The sequence below is a fragment of the Intrasporangium sp. DVR genome (assembly GCF_040365325.1).
In the GTDB taxonomy this organism is placed as follows: domain Bacteria; phylum Actinomycetota; class Actinomycetes; order Actinomycetales; family Dermatophilaceae; genus Intrasporangium.
The window spans coordinates 240,079-255,749 of sequence record NZ_BAABZW010000016.1 but is presented as its reverse complement, the minus strand read 5'-3'; the positions used below and the strand labels follow the sequence as shown (position 1 = coordinate 255,749).

General features: G+C 70.9%; 15 protein-coding genes. 5 read left to right on the top strand and 10 right to left on the bottom strand.

The annotated features are described in order from the left end of the window. Positions 1–43 precede the first annotated feature (43 nt). Genes ABWV20_RS13245 through ABWV20_RS13235 form a run of 3 tightly spaced genes read left to right on the top strand, consistent with a single transcriptional unit; the run spans position 44 to position 2,424 of the window. Entirely contained in the window at positions 44–661 is a 618-nt protein-coding gene (locus tag ABWV20_RS13245; protein WP_353355752.1) for a TetR/AcrR family transcriptional regulator, read from the top strand. Between the two features lie 3 nt (positions 662–664). Beyond that, positions 665–1,171 (top strand): Cys-tRNA(Pro) deacylase, encoded by a 507-nt coding sequence (gene ybaK, locus ABWV20_RS13240; protein ID WP_353355750.1) that lies wholly within the window; start codon positions 665–667, stop codon positions 1,169–1,171. Between the two features lie 5 nt (positions 1,172–1,176). Then, entirely contained in the window at positions 1,177–2,424 is a 1,248-nt protein-coding gene (locus ABWV20_RS13235) for a multidrug effflux MFS transporter (protein WP_353355748.1), read from the top strand. 40 nt (positions 2,425–2,464) lie between these two features. Here the strand turns inward: ABWV20_RS13235 and ABWV20_RS13230 are convergent, their stop codons facing one another. Continuing rightward, complete coding sequence (locus tag ABWV20_RS13230) at positions 2,465–2,923, bottom strand: Lrp/AsnC family transcriptional regulator (protein ID WP_353355746.1); 459 nt, start codon at positions 2,921–2,923, stop codon at positions 2,465–2,467. Between the two features lie 122 nt (positions 2,924–3,045). Between ABWV20_RS13230 and ABWV20_RS13225 the strand changes: the two genes are divergently transcribed. Next, positions 3,046–4,011 (top strand): 5'-3' exonuclease, encoded by a 966-nt coding sequence (locus ABWV20_RS13225; protein WP_502901787.1) that lies wholly within the window; start codon positions 3,046–3,048, stop codon positions 4,009–4,011. Between the two features lie 65 nt (positions 4,012–4,076). On the opposite strand, the gene ABWV20_RS13220 is transcribed toward ABWV20_RS13225, so the two are convergent. From ABWV20_RS13220 to ABWV20_RS13195, 6 genes are all read right to left on the bottom strand, one after another. Beyond that, positions 4,077–6,959 (bottom strand): DEAD/DEAH box helicase, encoded by a 2,883-nt coding sequence (locus tag ABWV20_RS13220; protein WP_353355864.1) that lies wholly within the window; start codon positions 6,957–6,959, stop codon positions 4,077–4,079. Next, the gene (locus tag ABWV20_RS13215) at positions 6,959–7,876 is read right to left on the bottom strand and encodes a diacylglycerol kinase (protein WP_353355742.1); all 918 of its coding nucleotides are present in this window, start codon (positions 7,874–7,876) and stop codon (positions 6,959–6,961) included. Before ABWV20_RS13215 ends, ABWV20_RS13220 begins: the two co-directional genes overlap by 1 nt. 9 nt (positions 7,877–7,885) lie before the next feature. Then, positions 7,886–8,698, bottom strand: a complete 813-nt coding sequence (gene tatC, locus ABWV20_RS13210) for a twin-arginine translocase subunit TatC (RefSeq protein WP_353355740.1) — start codon at positions 8,696–8,698, stop codon at positions 7,886–7,888. Positions 8,699–8,754: 56 nt separating this feature from the next. Beyond that, positions 8,755–9,087, bottom strand: a complete 333-nt coding sequence (gene tatA / locus ABWV20_RS13205) for a Sec-independent protein translocase subunit TatA (protein ID WP_353355738.1) — start codon at positions 9,085–9,087, stop codon at positions 8,755–8,757. 223 nt (positions 9,088–9,310) lie between these two features. Next, positions 9,311–10,336, bottom strand: coding sequence for a helix-turn-helix transcriptional regulator (locus tag ABWV20_RS13200; protein ID WP_353355736.1), 1,026 nt, complete (start codon positions 10,334–10,336; stop codon positions 9,311–9,313). Continuing rightward, positions 10,333–11,328 carry a helix-turn-helix transcriptional regulator gene (locus ABWV20_RS13195; protein ID WP_353355734.1) on the bottom strand — a complete coding sequence of 332 codons (996 nt, stop codon included), beginning with the start codon at positions 11,326–11,328 and terminating at the stop codon, positions 10,333–10,335. The genes ABWV20_RS13200 and ABWV20_RS13195 overlap by 4 nt, the downstream gene beginning before the upstream one ends. A gap of 99 nt (positions 11,329–11,427) precedes the next feature. On the opposite strand from ABWV20_RS13195, the gene ABWV20_RS13190 reads away from it, so the two are divergent. Further along, positions 11,428–12,525 carry a DUF3866 family protein gene (locus ABWV20_RS13190; RefSeq protein ID WP_353355732.1) on the top strand — a complete coding sequence of 366 codons (1,098 nt, stop codon included), beginning with the start codon at positions 11,428–11,430 and terminating at the stop codon, positions 12,523–12,525. Between the two features lie 158 nt (positions 12,526–12,683). Here the strand turns inward: ABWV20_RS13190 and ABWV20_RS13185 are convergent, their stop codons facing one another. The 3 genes from ABWV20_RS13185 to pafA all read right to left on the bottom strand — a co-directional run bounded on the left by ABWV20_RS13185 (position 12,684) and on the right by pafA (position 15,650). Further along, a complete protein-coding gene (locus ABWV20_RS13185; RefSeq protein WP_353355730.1) occupies positions 12,684–13,070 on the bottom strand; it encodes an FKBP-type peptidyl-prolyl cis-trans isomerase in 387 nt (128 codons plus the stop codon). Positions 13,071–13,133: 63 nt separating this feature from the next. Further along, positions 13,134–14,150 (bottom strand): FKBP-type peptidyl-prolyl cis-trans isomerase, encoded by a 1,017-nt coding sequence (locus ABWV20_RS13180; RefSeq protein WP_353355728.1) that lies wholly within the window; start codon positions 14,148–14,150, stop codon positions 13,134–13,136. A gap of 108 nt (positions 14,151–14,258) precedes the next feature. Continuing rightward, positions 14,259–15,650, bottom strand: a complete 1,392-nt coding sequence (gene pafA, locus ABWV20_RS13175) for a Pup--protein ligase (protein ID WP_353355726.1) — start codon at positions 15,648–15,650, stop codon at positions 14,259–14,261. Positions 15,651–15,671 lie beyond the last annotated feature (21 nt).

The window sequence follows — 15,671 nt, the reverse complement described above, 5'->3', positions numbered from 1 at the left end:
CGGCCCAGCAGGTGACGACTCGGTCTGACCGTAGACTGCCGTCGTGACTGCCAAGCCGCCGACCCGCACTCGCATGCCCAGAGCCAAGCGCGAGGCGCAGATGCTCGAGGTTGCCGAGCGCGTGTTCGGCGTCAACGGCTTCCACGCAGCGACGATGGATGAGATCGCGGAGCGGGTCGGCGTCACCAAGCCCCTCATCTACGACTACTTCGGCTCGAAGGAGGGTCTGCTCGCTGCCACCATCGAGCGCGCCCGACACCAGCTGCTCGACGCGCTCATCACCGCGTGGGGAGCCGAGCCGGAGGCGACCCCTCGCGACCGAGTTCGAGGCGTCATCACCGCGTTCTTCGCCTTCATCGACGAGCACCAGCTCGCCTTCGCTCTCCTCCGCACTGAGGGATCCCTGATCGGCGACGCTGCCGCCTCCGTCGAGCGCATCCGTCAGCAGACGGCCAAGGCCCTCGCTGAAGGCATCAGCATGCTCCCCGAGTTCGCTGACCTGGCCCCCGGGCGCGTCGTGGCACTCGCCGAGGTCATGATCGGCGGCATCGAGCGTCTTGCCGTCTACCGCAGTGAGCACCCGGGCATGACGTCGTCGGAGGCTGCCGAGCTGGTGATGACCATGGCCTGGGACGGCCTCGGGTCGCTGGCCAGGCGCTGACCCGTGGGGCACCGTAGGGGCCGGAGCCAGACCGGAGGTCCCGGCACTCCGGCGACCCTGGCACTGGACGCGCTCGGCATCGAGTACCACTCCCACACGTACTCCCATGACCCCGCCGAGACCGCCTACGGTCCCGAGGCGGCTCGGGAGCTCGGCGTGCCACAGGACCGTATCCTCAAGACCCTTCTCGTCGACACCGGTGGCGCGCTCGCCGTCGCCGTGGTCCCGGTAGCCCGCCAGCTCGACCTCAAGTCGGTGGCAGCGGCCCTCGGCGTCAAGGCCGTCCAGCTCGCGCGGGCAGCCGACGCCACCCGGGCCACCGGCTACGTGATCGGCGGCATCTCTCCCTTCGGCCAGCGCCGCAGGCTGCCCACCATCATCGACGGCTCCGCTGCCGACCACCCGACGGTCTACGTGTCGGGTGGTCGCCGCGGGTTCCAGGTCGAGCTGGCCCCTGAAGCGCTCCTTCGCGCCACGGACGGGTCGTACTCCCCCATCGGCCGGGCCTGACCGCGGTGCCTTCGTCCACCCGTCTGGGACGCGCCACGCTCGTCGTCGTCCTCGCCGCCCTGACCATGGTCGGCCCGTTCAGCATCGATGCGATCCTTCCGGCCTTCGACGCCCTGTCCGCCGACCTGCAGGTGGACGCCGGCGCCGTCCAGCAGGTCCTCAGCGTCTACCTCCTCAGCTTCGCCCTGGCCAGCATCTTCCACGGCTCCCTCTCCGACGCGCTGGGGCGCAAGCCAGTCATCCTGACCGGCTGCGGTCTCTACGCCGTGACCTCGGTGTGGTGTGCCCTGGCTCCGTCCATGCCTGCGCTGCTCGCCGGACGGGCCGCGCAAGGCCTGGTCGCCGGGGCCGGCATGATCGTCGGGCGCACCGTCGTCCGCGATGTCTACGAGGGGCCCGCGGCGCAGCGCTTCATGAGCCACATCTCGATGATCTTCGCGATCGCCCCGGCGATCGCTCCCATCATCGGTGGCTGGCTCCTGGGCTGGGGCTCCTGGCGGACCATCTTCTGGGTCCTCGCGGGCTACGGCGTGCTCACCGTCATCGTGGCCGCCATCCTGCTGCCGGAGACCCATCCGCCGGCCCGACGGGTTCCCTTCCACCCGCGACCTCTCGTCACATCGTTCCTGGGCGCCGCACTCGACCGGTCGGTCCTGCGACTGACCATCGCCATCGCCCTCAACTTCGCGGCGCTCTTCCTCTACATCGCCTCGGCGCCGGCAATCGTGGTCGACCACCTGCAGCTGGGCCCAGCGGACTTCGGCGTGCTCTTCGTCCCGCTGGTCCTCGCCATGATTCTGGGCTCGTTCCTCACGGGTCGGCTGGTCGGGCGGGTGCGTCAGGGTGCGTTCGTCGCCAGTGGCTTCGCCGTCGCTGTCGCGGGATCGGTCTTCGCCGCGGTCTACCAGTCGACGGTCCAGTCCCCCGCCATCGTGTGGACGGTCCTCCCGGCCGCCACGGGGGCCCTCGGGGTCGCTCTGGTGTTCCCCATCCTCACGATCAGCCTGCTCGACCTGCGGCCCCGCGAACGAGGCGCCGTGTCGTCCTTCCAGGCCTTCCTCAGCACCCTGCTCAACGCCGTGGTGGCCGGGGTGGTCTCGCCCCTCGTCAGCGCGTCCCTGTCGGCCCTCGCCTGTGCCGCCGGGGCGCTGACGAGCGGCGCCATGTTGCTCTGGGTGTGGCATCGCGCCACACACCGGCCGCCCGTCATGCCGGCGGGCCAGCCGATCGAGGAGCCCACGGACCAGCTCTGACCCCGCAGGTCCGCTGGTGACCCGTGGCCCGGACCCCGGGTCAGCTCGGCGGCTGCGGCTCGGCCGCGCTGCTCCGGCGCTCCCATGGCGTGGACAGCACGACGGTCGTCCGGGTGGAGACGTTGGCCGCGCTGCGGATGCGGCCCAACAGGTCCTCGAGGGCCCCGGGCGTCGAGGTGCGGATCTTGAGGATGTAGTTCTCGACCCCGGCCACCGAGTAGCAGTCCTCGATCTCGGGGATGTCCCGCAGCCGCTCCGGCACGTCGTCGGGGGCGCTGGGGTCGAAGGGGGTGACTGAGATCAGGGCGGTGAGCGGGAGGGAGAGCGCCTCAGGCGACACCGTGGCGCTGTAACCGGTGATCACGCCGCGTTCCTCGAGCCGGCGCACCCGCTGGTGGACGGCAGACGTGGACAGGCCGGTGGCCCTGCCCAGGTCGGTGAAGCTCATCCGGCCGTCGGCCAGGAGCAGCCCGACGAGCCGACGATCGAGGTCTTCCATGCTCGAACCCTAGTCGAGTGCGCGACGGCGGGACCGGTCGTTCCACGATGGGGATCACGAGCCATCCACGCGACCGGCCCGCCTCAGCCACGGGCGACACAGGGCGTCGACGAGATGGCACGATGACCGACATGACCGGACGTCTCCTGCTGCTCGACTCAGCCTCCCTCTACTTCCGCGCCTTCTACGGCGTCCCCGAGGTCGTCGGACCGAGCGGGGTGCCGACGAACGCCGTCCGTGGCCTGCTCGACATGATCGCGTCCCTCGTCGAGCGGTCCCGCCCGACGCATCTCGTGGCCTGCTGGGACAACGACTGGCGACCTGCCTTCCGCGTCGCGGCCATCCCCACGTACAAGACCCACCGGGTCGCCGACGGCGCCGCCCCGGTGCCCGACCCGGACGGTGGGACCGGTGTCGTCGAGGAGGAGGTGCCCGACCGACTGGCGGTCCAGGTGCCCATCATCGTCGACGCCCTCGCCGCCCTCGGGATCGCGCGCGTGGGCGTCGACGGCCACGAGGCCGACGACGTCATCGGCACACTGACGACCCTCCACCGCGGTGAGCTGCCGATCGACATCGTGACCGGCGACCGGGACCTCTTCCAGCTGGTGGACGATGCCAACGAGGTCCGGGTCCTCTACACGGCCCGTGGCGGGGTCCGTAACCCCGACCTCGTCGACGAAGCCTTCCTGCAGGAGAAGTACGGAGTCGCGGACGGCGCCGCCTACGCCGACATGGCGGTGCTTCGAGGGGACACGAGTGACGGGCTGCCCGGAGTCACGGGGATCGGCGAGAAGACGGCGGCCAAGCTGATCACGACCTATGGGTCGTTGCAGGCCCTGCGGGACGCCATCGACGCAGGTGACCCCGCGATCAAGGGGGCGCAGCGCGCTCGGCTCGAGGCCGGCGCGGACTATCTCGACGCGGCACCACGGGTGGTCGAGGTCGTCCGGGACGCTCCCGTCGGCGAGGTGGACCTGCGCGTGCCGAGCCGGGTGGCCGACCCCGCCCTGATGTCCCGCCTCGCCGTCGACCACGGGCTGACGAGCTCCTTCGACCGCGTCATCAGCGCTCTCCGGCTCGGCTAGCCCCCATCGGAGCTCACGTATGCCGCTGAGCCGGCTCAGCGGCATACGGCACCTTGGCGTTGGGCTCAGTCGAGCCGGTCGGCGGCGACGACGCCCCTCAGGACGGCATCACTCGCCTTCCTGGCGACGCGCTGGAGGTCACGGTCACCCGCATCCGTCAGCTGGCCGAGCAGGTCGATGACCTGCTTGCACCGACGCACGAAGTCACCGGCCGCGAGCTCGGTGCCGCGCAGCACCTCCTCGAGAGCCCGCCCACTCGCCCAGCGGTGCACGGCCCAGGCGATCCCCGGGTCGGGAGCACCGGTTGTCGGCAGGGCGAGGGCACCCTCCGCGTCCTCGATGTCGGACCAGATGGCGAGCATCCGGTCATGGGCTTCGCGGACGTCGTCATTGGGCCAGCGCGGCGCGAGCCCAGCGTCCTCGCGGCGCGGCTCGTGGATGAGCATCGACACGACCGCCGCCAAGGACGGTGCGTCGAGGCTGCGCCAGGCGCCCTCACGGAGGCACTCGGCCGCGAGCAGGTCCTTCTCGGTGTACAGCTGCCGCAGCCGCTCGCCGTGCTCGGTGACGCGCTCGCCGCCCTCGGCGAGGTATCCCATGTCGATGAGCAGCTCACAGATGCGGTCGAAGGTCTTGGCAACGGAGTTGGTCCGACCCTCGATCTTGCGCTGCAGGCCTTCGGTCTCACGGCGCAGGCGCCACCAGCGCTCTGCCCACCGGGCGTGGTCCTCCCGCTCCGGGCACTGGTGGCACGGGTGGGCCCGAAGCCGGCGGCGGAGCTCGTCGATCCGCACGTCCCCGGCGTCGTCCTCCACGATCCGGTGCCGGCGGGGCGGGTCGTGCGGGAGCGCCGCGCGCAACGTCGCGGCGAGGTCGCGCCGCGCCTTGGGGTTCTTGGCGTTGAAGTGCTTCGGGACCCGGATGGTGCCGAGCGGCTCCACCGGTGCCGGGACGTCGTGGAGCGTGAGGCGTCGCAGGTGGTGGTCCTCCGTGACGACCGCGGGCGATGGTGCGTCTCCGCGACCGCCGCCGCGGTTCGGCAGGACGACCACGGCCAACCCGCTGTGACGGCCGCTCGGGATCCGGATGACGTCGCCGATCTTGAGGTTCTCGAGGGAGACCGCCGCCGCAGCCCGCAGCGAAGCGGACCGCGCCTTGGCCCCCTCCTTCTCGATGGTGCGGATCTCGTTGCGCATCGCGGCGTACTCGGAGAAGTCGCCGAGGTGGCACGTCATCGACTCGGCGTACCCGGCGAGGGCCTCCTCGTTGCGGCGCACGGTGCGCACGAAGCCGACGACGGCGCGGTCTGCCTGGAACTGCGCGAACGACGTCTCGAGGATCTCGCGGGCGCTCTCCCGCCCGAACTGGCGCACGAGGTTGACGGCCATGTTGTATGTCGGCCGGAAGCTCGAGCGGAGGGGGTAGGTCCGGGTCGAGGCCAGACCGGCGACGCTCTCCGGGTCGAGCCCGCGGTTCCACAAGACCACCGCGTGACCCTCGATGTCGATGCCGCGCCGGCCGGCGCGCCCGGTGAGCTGGGTGTACTCGGCCGGGGTGACGTCGACGTGGCTCTCGCCGTTGAACTTCACGAGCTTCTCGAGCACCACGGTGCGCGCCGGCATGTTGATCCCCAGCGCCAGCGTCTCGGTCGCGAAGACCGCGCGCACCCGTCCCTGGACGAACAGCTCCTCGACGATCTCGCGGAAGGTCGGCAGCATCCCGGCGTGGTGGGCGGCGAACCCTCGCGAGATGCCCTCCACGAAGTCCCAGTAACCCAGGACGGCGAGGTCCTCCTCGGCCAGGCCACGGACGCGTTCTTCCACGAGCCGGCGGTTGGCCGCCCCCTCCGCGTCGGTGACGAGGCGCATCCCCGTCGCGAGCAGTTGTCCCACCGCAGCCTCACAGCCGGCGCGACTGAAGATGAACGTGATGGCCGGCAGGAGACCCTCCCGGTCGAGCCGGTCGATCACCTCGGCACGGGTGGCGCCGCCTCCCGGTCGCCCGCCGCGGGAGAAACCTCGGCCGGGATCACCGCTTCGCGGGCCCCGTTGATCGCTCCCGCGCCGGCCGCGGCCACCCCAGTCGTCTCCGCGGCCGGAGCCGCTCCCGTTGCGTCGACCGCGCGAGCGGCCCCGACCGTCCGTCGACCAGTGGGTGTCCCAGGCGCCCCGGCCCTCGGTGCCCCGGATGGCATGGACGAGGTCGGGGTTGACGCTGAGCTGGCGCCGGGACGCCTCGTCGGGAGACCTCCGCTGGCCACCGGTCTCCTCGACGAACAGGTCGAAGAGCGTCTGACCGACCATCATGTGCTGCCACAGCGGCACCGGTCGGTGCTCGGAGACGATGACGGCCGTGTCCCCGCGCACCTCGTCGAGCCAGGCCCCGAACTCCTCGGCGTTGGAGACGGTCGCGGACAGGGACACCACGCTGACGTCCGGTGGGAGGTGGATGATGACCTCCTCCCAGACGGCGCCCCGGAAGCGGTCGGCGAGGTAGTGCACCTCGTCCATGACCACCCAGCCCAGGCCGGCCAGGGTGCTGGACCCGGCATACATCATGTTGCGCAGGACCTCGGTCGTCATGACGACGACGGGGGCCTCCCCGTTGATCGACGCGTCACCGGTGAGCAGACCGACCCGTTCGACGCCGTGGCGGCGCACGAGGTCGGCGTACTTCTGGTTCGACAGGGCCTTGATCGGCGTCGTGTAGAACGCCTTGCGGCCGGTGCGCAGGGCCAGATGCACGGCGAACTCTCCGACCACCGTCTTGCCCGCCCCGGTGGGGGCGGCGACGAGCACCCCGCGGCCGTCCTCGACCGCGCGGCACGCCGCGACCTGGAAGTCGTCGAGCGGGAAGTCGAGCTCAACCGTGAACTCGCGTAGCGCGGGACCGCTCAGGCCACCGGCCCCACCGGCCCCACCGGCCCCAGCGGTGCCGGGTGTCGACATCATCGCTCTCCGTCCTTCCCCGCATGGGGCTGGGTGAGCACCCTGAGCGCCCGTGGCGCGATCGCGATGTCGAGGGGCAGCTCCGTGAACGCCTCTCCGTCAGCCTGGGAGCGAATGGACGGGGCCTCCAGCCGGACCCGAGCTGCCCGATGGATCTCGACCGCATCGTGGGAGACATGTGCCCCTGAGTAGACCGACGGAAACACCCGCAGGAAGGCAGGCACGGAGATGGCCCGCACGACGAGGACATCGAAGAGGCCGTCGGTCGGGTCCGCGTCGGGGCAGACGCGCATGCCGCCCCCGAAGGAGGTCGTGTTGGCCACGGCCACGAGCATGGCGCTCGTCTCGATCCGGCGCTCGTCCAGCACGATGGCATACGGGATCGGCTTGAAGACCGGCAGCTCACGAAGCACGGCGAGGTTGTAGCGCATCTGCCCCCGGGGCCAATGCATCCGCGCCGCTCGAGCCGTGACGACGGCGTCGAAGCCCGCACCGAGGACCCCGGCGAACCACTTCGACTCCCCGCCGGGCCCGGTCACCCGGCCCGCGTCGATGGCGCGCACCGCACCCCCGGTGATGATCTCGACCGCCCGGGCGGCGTCCCGGACCGGCAGACCGAGGTTGCGGGCGAAGTCGTTGCCGGTGCCAGCCGCGACGACACCCATGGGCGTGCCCGTGCCGGCGACGACGTTGACCGCGAGGTGGACCAGGCCGTCACCACCGACCACGACGAGCGCGTCGACACCGCTGCTCACGGCGGCCGCGGCACGATCCCTCGCCTCCGCCCACGTCCGGCCGGAGGCGTCGACCACCTCATGGCCACCGGCAAGGAGGCGTCCACGCGTCTCTGCCCCCATCGTCCGACCAGCGCCTCGTCCGGCGGTGGGGTTGACGATCAGGGCGACGCGTTGGGACACACCCGAACGCTACAGCGCCGACGCCTGGTCGTCGGGGACGTCCAACCAGTCCGGAAGGTTCTCCTTCTTCTTGCGGTCGAGGAGGAAGGCCACCCCAACCGAGCTGAAGTAGAGAAGGACCATCGGCGAGGCCATGAAGAGCATGGTGAAGGCGTCGGGCGTCGGCGTCATGATCGCCGCGAAGAGGAAGATCACCATCACGGCAGGCCGCCAGCCCTTGAGCATCGCGCTCGCGGAGAGCAGGCCGATGATGTTGAAACAGATGAGGAAGACGGGCAGCAGGAAGGCGCACCCGAAGGCGATGATGAACTTGAGGACGAAGGACAGGTAGAGGGACGCGTCCTGGATGTTGAACGCGCCGACCGGCGTGAAGTCGAGAAGGACCGCGACGGCCTTCGGGACCATGATGAAAGCGGCCGAGCAGCCGGCCACGAACAGCGGCACTGCGGCCACCACGAAGAGCCGGGTGACGCGCTTCTCCTTCTTCGTCAGCCCGGGGACGACGAAGCCCCAGATCTGCATGAGCCACACGGGCGAGGCGAGGATCAGGCCGACGAAGAGAGCGACGGTCAACTTGATCGCGAACGCGTCGGTCATCGTGCCGAAGTTGATGTTGACCAGACCTGCCTCACCGCGCTGCGCCGCGACGTCCTTGAGGGGCTGGATCAGCTCGTTGATGATCCGGTCGTAGTACAGCCATCCCACGACGGCTCCGGCGACGATGGCCGCTCCGGCCACCATGACGCGGTTGCGCAGCTCGCGCAGGTGGTCGGCGAGGGACATCCGTCCCTCGGGATTGCGTTTGCGCAACAGCGACGGCATCAGGGCCTTCGGTTTTCGATCTGTGGTGACGGGAGGTCAGGCGGCTGCGCTCGGCGTCAGAGCGAGGGGTCGCTCCGGAGACGGTCGGCGTCCGCTCGGGCCTCGGCAGCACGGGCCTCGGCCTCCTTGGCACGGGCCTCAGCGACGCGGGCCTCAGCCTCGGCGTCCTCGACCCTCCGAGCCGCCTGGTCGTCGACGATGTCGCCCTTGACCGTGCTCTGCGCTGCGTCGGACGGGGTCTTGCCGTCCTTCTTCATCTCGTCCACCTCGGACTTGAAGACCCGGGCGCTACGGCCGAGGCTGCGCGCCATGTCGGGCAGCCGCTTCCACCCGAACAGGGCCACGACAATAAGCCCGACAACCAGAAGTTCCTGCCAACCAGGGGTCATGGTCACTCTTTCCTGCGGGGCTGCGCCCGCCGTCCGACGCACTCGCTGGCATCGATGGTGTACGCCCACCAGCATACGTGGGGAGCATGAACAGTGGGGACATCATACGTCTCGATCCGGTCAAGGGCCGGGTGCCTCGACACCGGTAGGTGGGAGGCACCGCGGGGTCGCCCACGACGGGCGGCCTCGGGTGGCGTGCCCAGAGGAACCCGGCACGCAGGGCTCACCGGGCCGTGCCGCCTGCGCCATAGTGAGCCAGGGCGGCTCGGGCCTCGTCAGCCACGGCCTCGATGAGCTCCGGGGGCGAGACGACGCGCGCCTCGCCGCCGAGCCGCAGGATCAGGCGACGGACCAGGGCCGGGTCCGCCACCTTGAGGGTGACCCGGACCGAGGCGCCCGGGGCCCGCTCGATCCCCTCGTTCGGGTAGTAGTCCGCGATCCACGCCGCGTCCGGCCTCGCCTCGATGACGACGGTCAGGTCGCTGTCGCTCGGGACGAACACCTCGTCGTCGAGCTCCCGGGGTCGGGCCTCCGGCGGTGGCGTCCCGTCCTGGTCCAGCACCGTGGCCGCCGCGACCCGGTCGACGCGGAAGAACCGGACGGCGTTGGCCCGGTGGCACCAGCCCTCGACGTACCACTGGCCGTCGAGGTTGACGATCCGCATGAGGTCGACGTCGCGCTCGGTCGTCTCGTCGCGGGTGGCGACGTAGTAGGTCAGGTGAACTCGCCGGTGGTCGGCGAGGGCCTGCTTGAGCTGCGCCATGACGGCGTGCTGGCTGCCGTCGTCGAGGTCGAGGGCGATGCGCCCTCCCCCGGGGTCGCCTGCGGTCGTGGCGGCTCGAAGCTTGGCCAGGGTGCGCTCGGCAACCTCGGAGTTGACGAGGATGGAGCTGAGCGCCTGTAGGCCGGCGGTCAGGGTGACGGCCTCGTCGCGCGTCAGGCGCATCGGGGCGGCAATGTCGTCGGCGTTGGCGAGGTAGATGTGGCCGTCGTCCCACTGGGCATCGATGAGCTCTGCGTGGGTGTAGCCGGGCGTGCCACACAGGAAGAGCAGCTCGAGGTCCGACTCGACCTGCGCCGGGCTGATGCCGAACTCGCGCGCCGTCTCCTCGACGCTGACACCTTCGTGCCGCAGCACCCAGGGCACGAGGTCGAGCAGCCGCCCGAGCCGCTGAGTGGCGGTCTCGGGCGTGATGCGAGTGCTGCGCGGCGCCGCTCCCCGTCGATCGGTCACACGCTTGTCGCTCATTCGGCCTGCCCCCTCGACATCGGTGAGTGCGACTCGAGGACGCGTCGTAATGCCTCGCGCACCCCGTCGACCAGCTCGGCCGGCGCCAGCGCGACCGCGTGGCTGCCGAGGGCCGCGACGTCGCGCTCGGTCCGACCGCGCTCGTAGGGGACCTCGACCTCGCTCCAGCGGTGGTCGACGTCCCGAGTGTGGAGGGCCGCCTGCCGCAGCAGGTGGCCACGTCCGTGGCGCAGCCGGATGGTCGCGGTGCCCTCCGGCTCCGGGGCCTGCGCTGCCAGGGACACCTCCGGGACGTGGTCCGCCGGCACCTCGTAGGAGCCGGCCCGTCCCTTCTTGCGGACCGGCCCGACGACGCGGCTCAGCCGGAAAGCCCGCTCGGCCCCACGGTCGACGTCGAAGCCGGTGACGTACCAGCGACCGTGCCAGTGCTTGAGGGCCCATGGACGGACGTGACGCAGGCCGATCGAGCCGTCGTTCTTGCGGTAGTCGAAGGTGATGGGCTGCCGGGCCGACAGTGCCGCGCGGACCGGTTCGAAGGCCGGGTCGGCCGTGCGGATGCGCGGCTCGACTCCGGCAGCGAGCGACTCGTCGATCTCCACGCCGGCGAGCCGCAGCTTGCGCAGCCCGGCCGTGGCCGCGCCCGAGATGCTCGCGGTCGACCACGCGCGAGCGGCGAGGGCGAGCGCCGCGACCTCATCGGGCTCGAAGGTGATCTCGGGGAGGGACGTCTCGCTGGAGTCGATCCGGTAGCCGACCTCGTCGTCGAAGAGCACGTCGACGACCGTGGTGGTGATCGGGATGCCCATCTCCCGCAGCTCGTCCTTGTCGCGCTCGAACATCCGGTCGAAGGCTTCGTCCGAGGGCGCCTCGGCGTAGGCGGGGAGCGCCGCGCGCAGCTTCTCCTTGGGGATCGGCCGCCGGGTGGACTTGAGCGCGAGGATGAGGTTGAGCAGCCGCTCGGTCTTCTCCGCCGATGCGGACGTTGCGCTCATGGCCACCTTCCTCCGATCCAGGGTCGCGCTGCGGGCGCAGTCCGACGCTACCTGACTCGGGCGGCACCACGGGGCAGGTGTGGTCGGTAGGGTCCGGGCATGATCCAGTGGCGGCCCGCAGTCATCACGAAGGTTCAGTCGCGATGGGCGGGGGCGGTGGAGTATGCCGCTGAGCTCGCTTCCGGGGACACCATCCGCGCGCTGGGCTACGTCGACAGCGTCGGCGACCTCCCGGTCGGCGCGCGAGTGCTGCTCAACACGACGGCCCTCGAGCGCGGACTGGGCACCGGCGGCTTCGCGATCGTCGTCGCGGCGCCGGACCACCTTCCCGAGCCGGTCGACGTGCGTGGGGTCGCCGGCCACCTCGTCAAGGCGCGCTACACCCCGGGTCAGACGATGGTGCTCGGTGTCGACGAGCAGGACAGCCCGGACCACGAGCGCCTGCGTGACGCGGACGACCTCGGCGGCCTGCCCGTCGTCGTGGCGGACCTGCACTCGGCCCTGCCGGCCATCATCGCGGGACTGCGTGACTCCGCGCCCGAGGCCCGGGTGGCCTATGTGATGACGGACGGCGGGGCCCTGCCGGCCGACTTCTCGCGCACCGTGGCAGCGCTGCGCGAGTCCGGGTGGCTCGAGGCCTGCATCACCGTCGGCCAGGCCTACGGTGGCGACCTCGAGGCGGTGAACGTGCACACCGGCCTGCTCGCCGCCCGGCTCGTGGTGGAGGCTGACGTGGCCGTGGTCGCCCAGGGTCCGGGCAACCTCGGCACGGGGACCCGCTGGGGGTTCTCCGGCACCTCGGCCGGTGAGGCGGTGAACGCCGCGGGCGTGCTGGGCGGACTGCCGATCGCCTCGCTCCGGGTCTCCGAGGCGGACCGGCGGCCCCGGCACCGCGGTCTGTCGCACCACAGCGCCACGGCCTACGGTCGCGTCGCGCTCGTCCCCGCCGACGTCCCGGTCCCCCGACTCAGCGAGGACCTGGCGCTCTACGTGCACAGTCAGGCTCGCGCCCTGTGCGACTCCACCGGCGGTCGGCTCCGACTCGTCGACGTGGACTGCGACGGCCTCGACGATGCCCTGCGGGGCACCCCCGTGCGACTGTCGACGATGGGCCGCGGGCTCGAGGACGACCGGCTCTCCTTCGTCGCCGCCGCGGTGGCCGGCCGGCACGCAGCCTCCCTGCTCCGCCCCCGCTGACCCCGCCCCCTCCCGCAACGCAACACACCCGCAACGCAACACACCCGCCTACCGACTGCAGGTGCCGCCTGGAGCAGGCCTGGTCAGTCGATGAGCGGGTGTGTTGCGCGGGTGAGGGGCTGCTGGGAGCGAGCCCAGCGGCATACGGCTCGGCGTGGTCAGCGCACGTCGTCGAGGTCGACGACGAAGATGAGGGTCTCCCCCGGCTGGATGGCCGAGCCCGCCCCGCGGTCGCCGTAGGCGAGGTGCGCGGGGATGGTCAGCTTGCGCCGGCCGCCGACCTTCATCCCCTCGATCCCCTTGTCCCAGCCCGGGATGACCATGCCGACGCCGAGCCGGAAGTCGAGGGGCGCCCCACGGTTCCACGAGGAGTCGAACTCCTCACCGGTCGAGTGCGCGACGCCGACGTAGTGCGCGCTCACCGTGTCGCCCGCCCTGGCCTCACGTCCCTCGCCCTCGATGAGGTCCTCGACGACGAGGTCTGCCGGCGGCTCCCCCTCAGGGAAGTCGATCTCCGGCTTGGTGCGGTCTGGGTCAAGTGGCATGGCTATCCCTTCGTCGGAGCGTCACGGCACGCCCCAGTCTGGCAGCGGCCGGTCGCGATCGGGTCAGTAGGCGTCGAGGATGTCGACGACGAAGACGAGCGTGTCGGTGCCGCTGATGCCGCCGTTGGGGTTGCCCTGCTCGCCGTAACCGTCCTTCGGCGGGATGACGAGGAGCACGCGGCTGCCCACCTTCTTGCCGACGAGGGTGTCGTCCCAGCCCGGGATGACCGCGCCGATCCCGATCGGGAAGTCGGCTGCCGCGCCCCGCTCCCACGAGGAGTCGAAGACGGAGCCGTCCTTCCAGAGCACCCCGTGGTAGTGCGCCGCGATGAACTGGCCCTCCTTGACGACCGGGCCGTCACCCTCGATCAGCGTCGCCTCGCGGGTCTTCTTCGGTGCGTCGGCCTTGGGGATGGTCACCGTGGGCGCCTTCGCGTTGCCATCGGCGAACTCCACCTTCGGGAAGCCTTCCGGGCTCGGCGAGCCGGTGCCCTCGAGCTGGGTGAGCCCCCGGTGCACCTCCGACACGTCGGCGACCACGACGATGGTGTCGGTCGCCCCGACACCCAGCTGGGCGTTGCCGCTCGCCCCGAACCCCTTTGCCGGCGGGATCGTGAAGGCCACTCGCGAGCCCTGCTGGGAGCCCACCAGACCCTCCGTGAACCCGGCGAGCAGGTCGGTGCGTCCGAGACGGTAGCCCTCGTCGGCGCGGCCCTTGCCGTAACCGTCGTCGAGCAGCTTGCCCGAGGTCCCGTTGTAGATCAGGGCCCGGATGCGAACGGTGTCCTCCCGCGTCGCCTCGGAGCCGGTGCCGGGCGTGAGGACCCGGCGCTGGATGGACGTGGTCGAGATCGGCGTCCTGCCCAGGTCGACCTTCGGCGCGGTCTTGAAGTCGACCGGCCCGGTGGCGGTGACGGCGGCCAAGGCATTGGGGGTGTCGGCCGGAGCCGACGTGGCTGCGCCGGTGCCGGCACCCGTGCCCGTCGCCTCGGGCGCCGCGGGGGTCGGTTGACCGCAGGCGGACAGGAGGGAGAGGCCGAGGACGGCCGCGGCAGCCGTGGCGGCGGTTCGAATTCGCACAGAAACGCTTTCGGTCGGGGAGTCAGCGATCAGCCCACCGAGAGGCGGGCCCCGGTCACTGTAACCCTCGTTCTTGTGGGACTCGCGACCGCCGGGTCAGGGCGGTGCTCACAGGCTGCGCGGCACTGCCGGCGACCGGGCGATCGTCTCCATCAGCCGCTCCACCCGCTCGTCGACCGCGCGGAAGGGGTCCTTGCAGAGGACCGTCCGCTGAGCCTGGTCGTTCAGCTTGAGGTGGACCCAGTCCACGGTGAAGTCACGTCCATGGGCCTGAGCAGCCCGGATGAAGTCTCCGCGCAGCTTGGCCCTCGTCGTCTGGGGCGGACGCACCTTCGCCTCGAACACCTCGACGTCCGAAGCGACGCGGGCCGCCTGGCCGCGCTTCTGCAGCAGGTAGAACAGGCCGCGGGACCGGTTGATGTCGTGGTAGGCGAGGTCGACCTGGAGGACCCGCGGGTCGGACAGGCCGAGCCCATGACGGGCGCGGTAGCGCTCGATGAGGCGGAGCTTGATCACCCAGTCGATCTCCGTGGCGATGGCGTCCAGGTCACCGGCGCCGATCGCCTCGAGGGTGCGTCCCCACAGGTCCAGGACCTGCTTGGTGTCGGGCGACTCCATCCCTTCGCGGTCGACGAAGTCAGCCGCCTTCTCGAAGTACTCCCGCTGCATGTCGAGCGCGGAGAGCTCCCGCCCGTTGGCCAGGCGCACCTTCGCACGGCCCGTCGGGTCATGGCTCATCGTGCGGATCGCCCGGATCGGGTTCTCGAGCGTCAGGTCCCGCATGACGACACCGTGCTCGATCAGGCGCAGCACGAGGTCCGCCGACCCCACCTTGAGCAGGCTGGTCGTCTCGGACATGTTCGAGTCACCCACGATGACGTGGAGCCGACGGTAGCGCTCGGCGTCCGCGTGCGGCTCGTCCCTCGTGTTGATGATCGGACGCGAGCGCGTCGTGGCGGAGGACACACCCTCCCAGATGTGGTCGGCCCGCTGGCTCACCGCGAAGCTCGCCCCGTGCGCCGTGGCGACCACCTTGCCGGCACCGCTCGTGATCTGGCGGCTGATGAGGAACGGGATGAACATGTCGGAGACACGCTGGAAGTCGCCGGTGCGCCCGAAGAGGTAGTTCTCGTGGCAGCCGTAGGAGTTGCCCGCGGAGTCGGTGTTGTTCTTGAAGACGAAGATCTCGCCCTCGACTCCGTCGTCGCGCAACCTGGCCTGCGCGTCCTCGACCAGTCCCTCGAGGATGCGCTCCCCCGCCTTGTCCTGGATGACGAGCTCGCGCACGGAGTCGCACTCCGCCGTCGCGTACTCCGGGTGCGACCCGACGTCCAGGTAGAGACGGGCGCCGTTGCCGAGGAACACGTTGCTCGAGCGACCCCAGGCGACGACGCGGCGGAACAGGTAGCGGGCGACCTCGTCGGGCGTGAGCCTGCGCTGTCCCTGCGTCGTGCAGGTCACGCCGTACTCGTTCTCGATCCCGAAGATTCGCCGCTCCATGCACCAACTCTAAGCACCGGT

What these genes read in the sequence shown, in the direction of transcription:
- ABWV20_RS13230 (WP_353355746.1), bottom strand. Translation starts at nt 2,923, where the DNA reads ATGGAAGACCTCGATCGTCGGCTCGTCGGGCTGCTCCTGGCCGACGGC.
- ABWV20_RS13225 (WP_502901787.1), top strand. Translation starts at nt 3,046, where the DNA reads ATGACCGACATGACCGGACGTCTCCTGCTGCTCGACTCAGCCTCCCTC.
- ABWV20_RS13220 (WP_353355864.1), bottom strand. Translation starts at nt 6,959, where the DNA reads ATGTCGACACCCGGCACCGCTGGGGCCGGTGGGGCCGGTGGGGCCGGT.
- tatC (WP_353355740.1), bottom strand. Translation starts at nt 8,698, where the DNA reads ATGCCGTCGCTGTTGCGCAAACGCAATCCCGAGGGACGGATGTCCCTC.
- tatA (WP_353355738.1), bottom strand. Translation starts at nt 9,087, where the DNA reads ATGACCCCTGGTTGGCAGGAACTTCTGGTTGTCGGGCTTATTGTCGTG.
- ABWV20_RS13200 (WP_353355736.1), bottom strand. Translation starts at nt 10,336, where the DNA reads ATGAGCGACAAGCGTGTGACCGATCGACGGGGAGCGGCGCCGCGCAGC.
- ABWV20_RS13195 (WP_353355734.1), bottom strand. Translation starts at nt 11,328, where the DNA reads ATGAGCGCAACGTCCGCATCGGCGGAGAAGACCGAGCGGCTGCTCAAC.
- ABWV20_RS13190 (WP_353355732.1), top strand. Translation starts at nt 11,428, where the DNA reads ATGATCCAGTGGCGGCCCGCAGTCATCACGAAGGTTCAGTCGCGATGG.
- ABWV20_RS13185 (WP_353355730.1), bottom strand. Translation starts at nt 13,070, where the DNA reads ATGCCACTTGACCCAGACCGCACCAAGCCGGAGATCGACTTCCCTGAG.
- pafA (WP_353355726.1), bottom strand. Translation starts at nt 15,650, where the DNA reads ATGGAGCGGCGAATCTTCGGGATCGAGAACGAGTACGGCGTGACCTGC.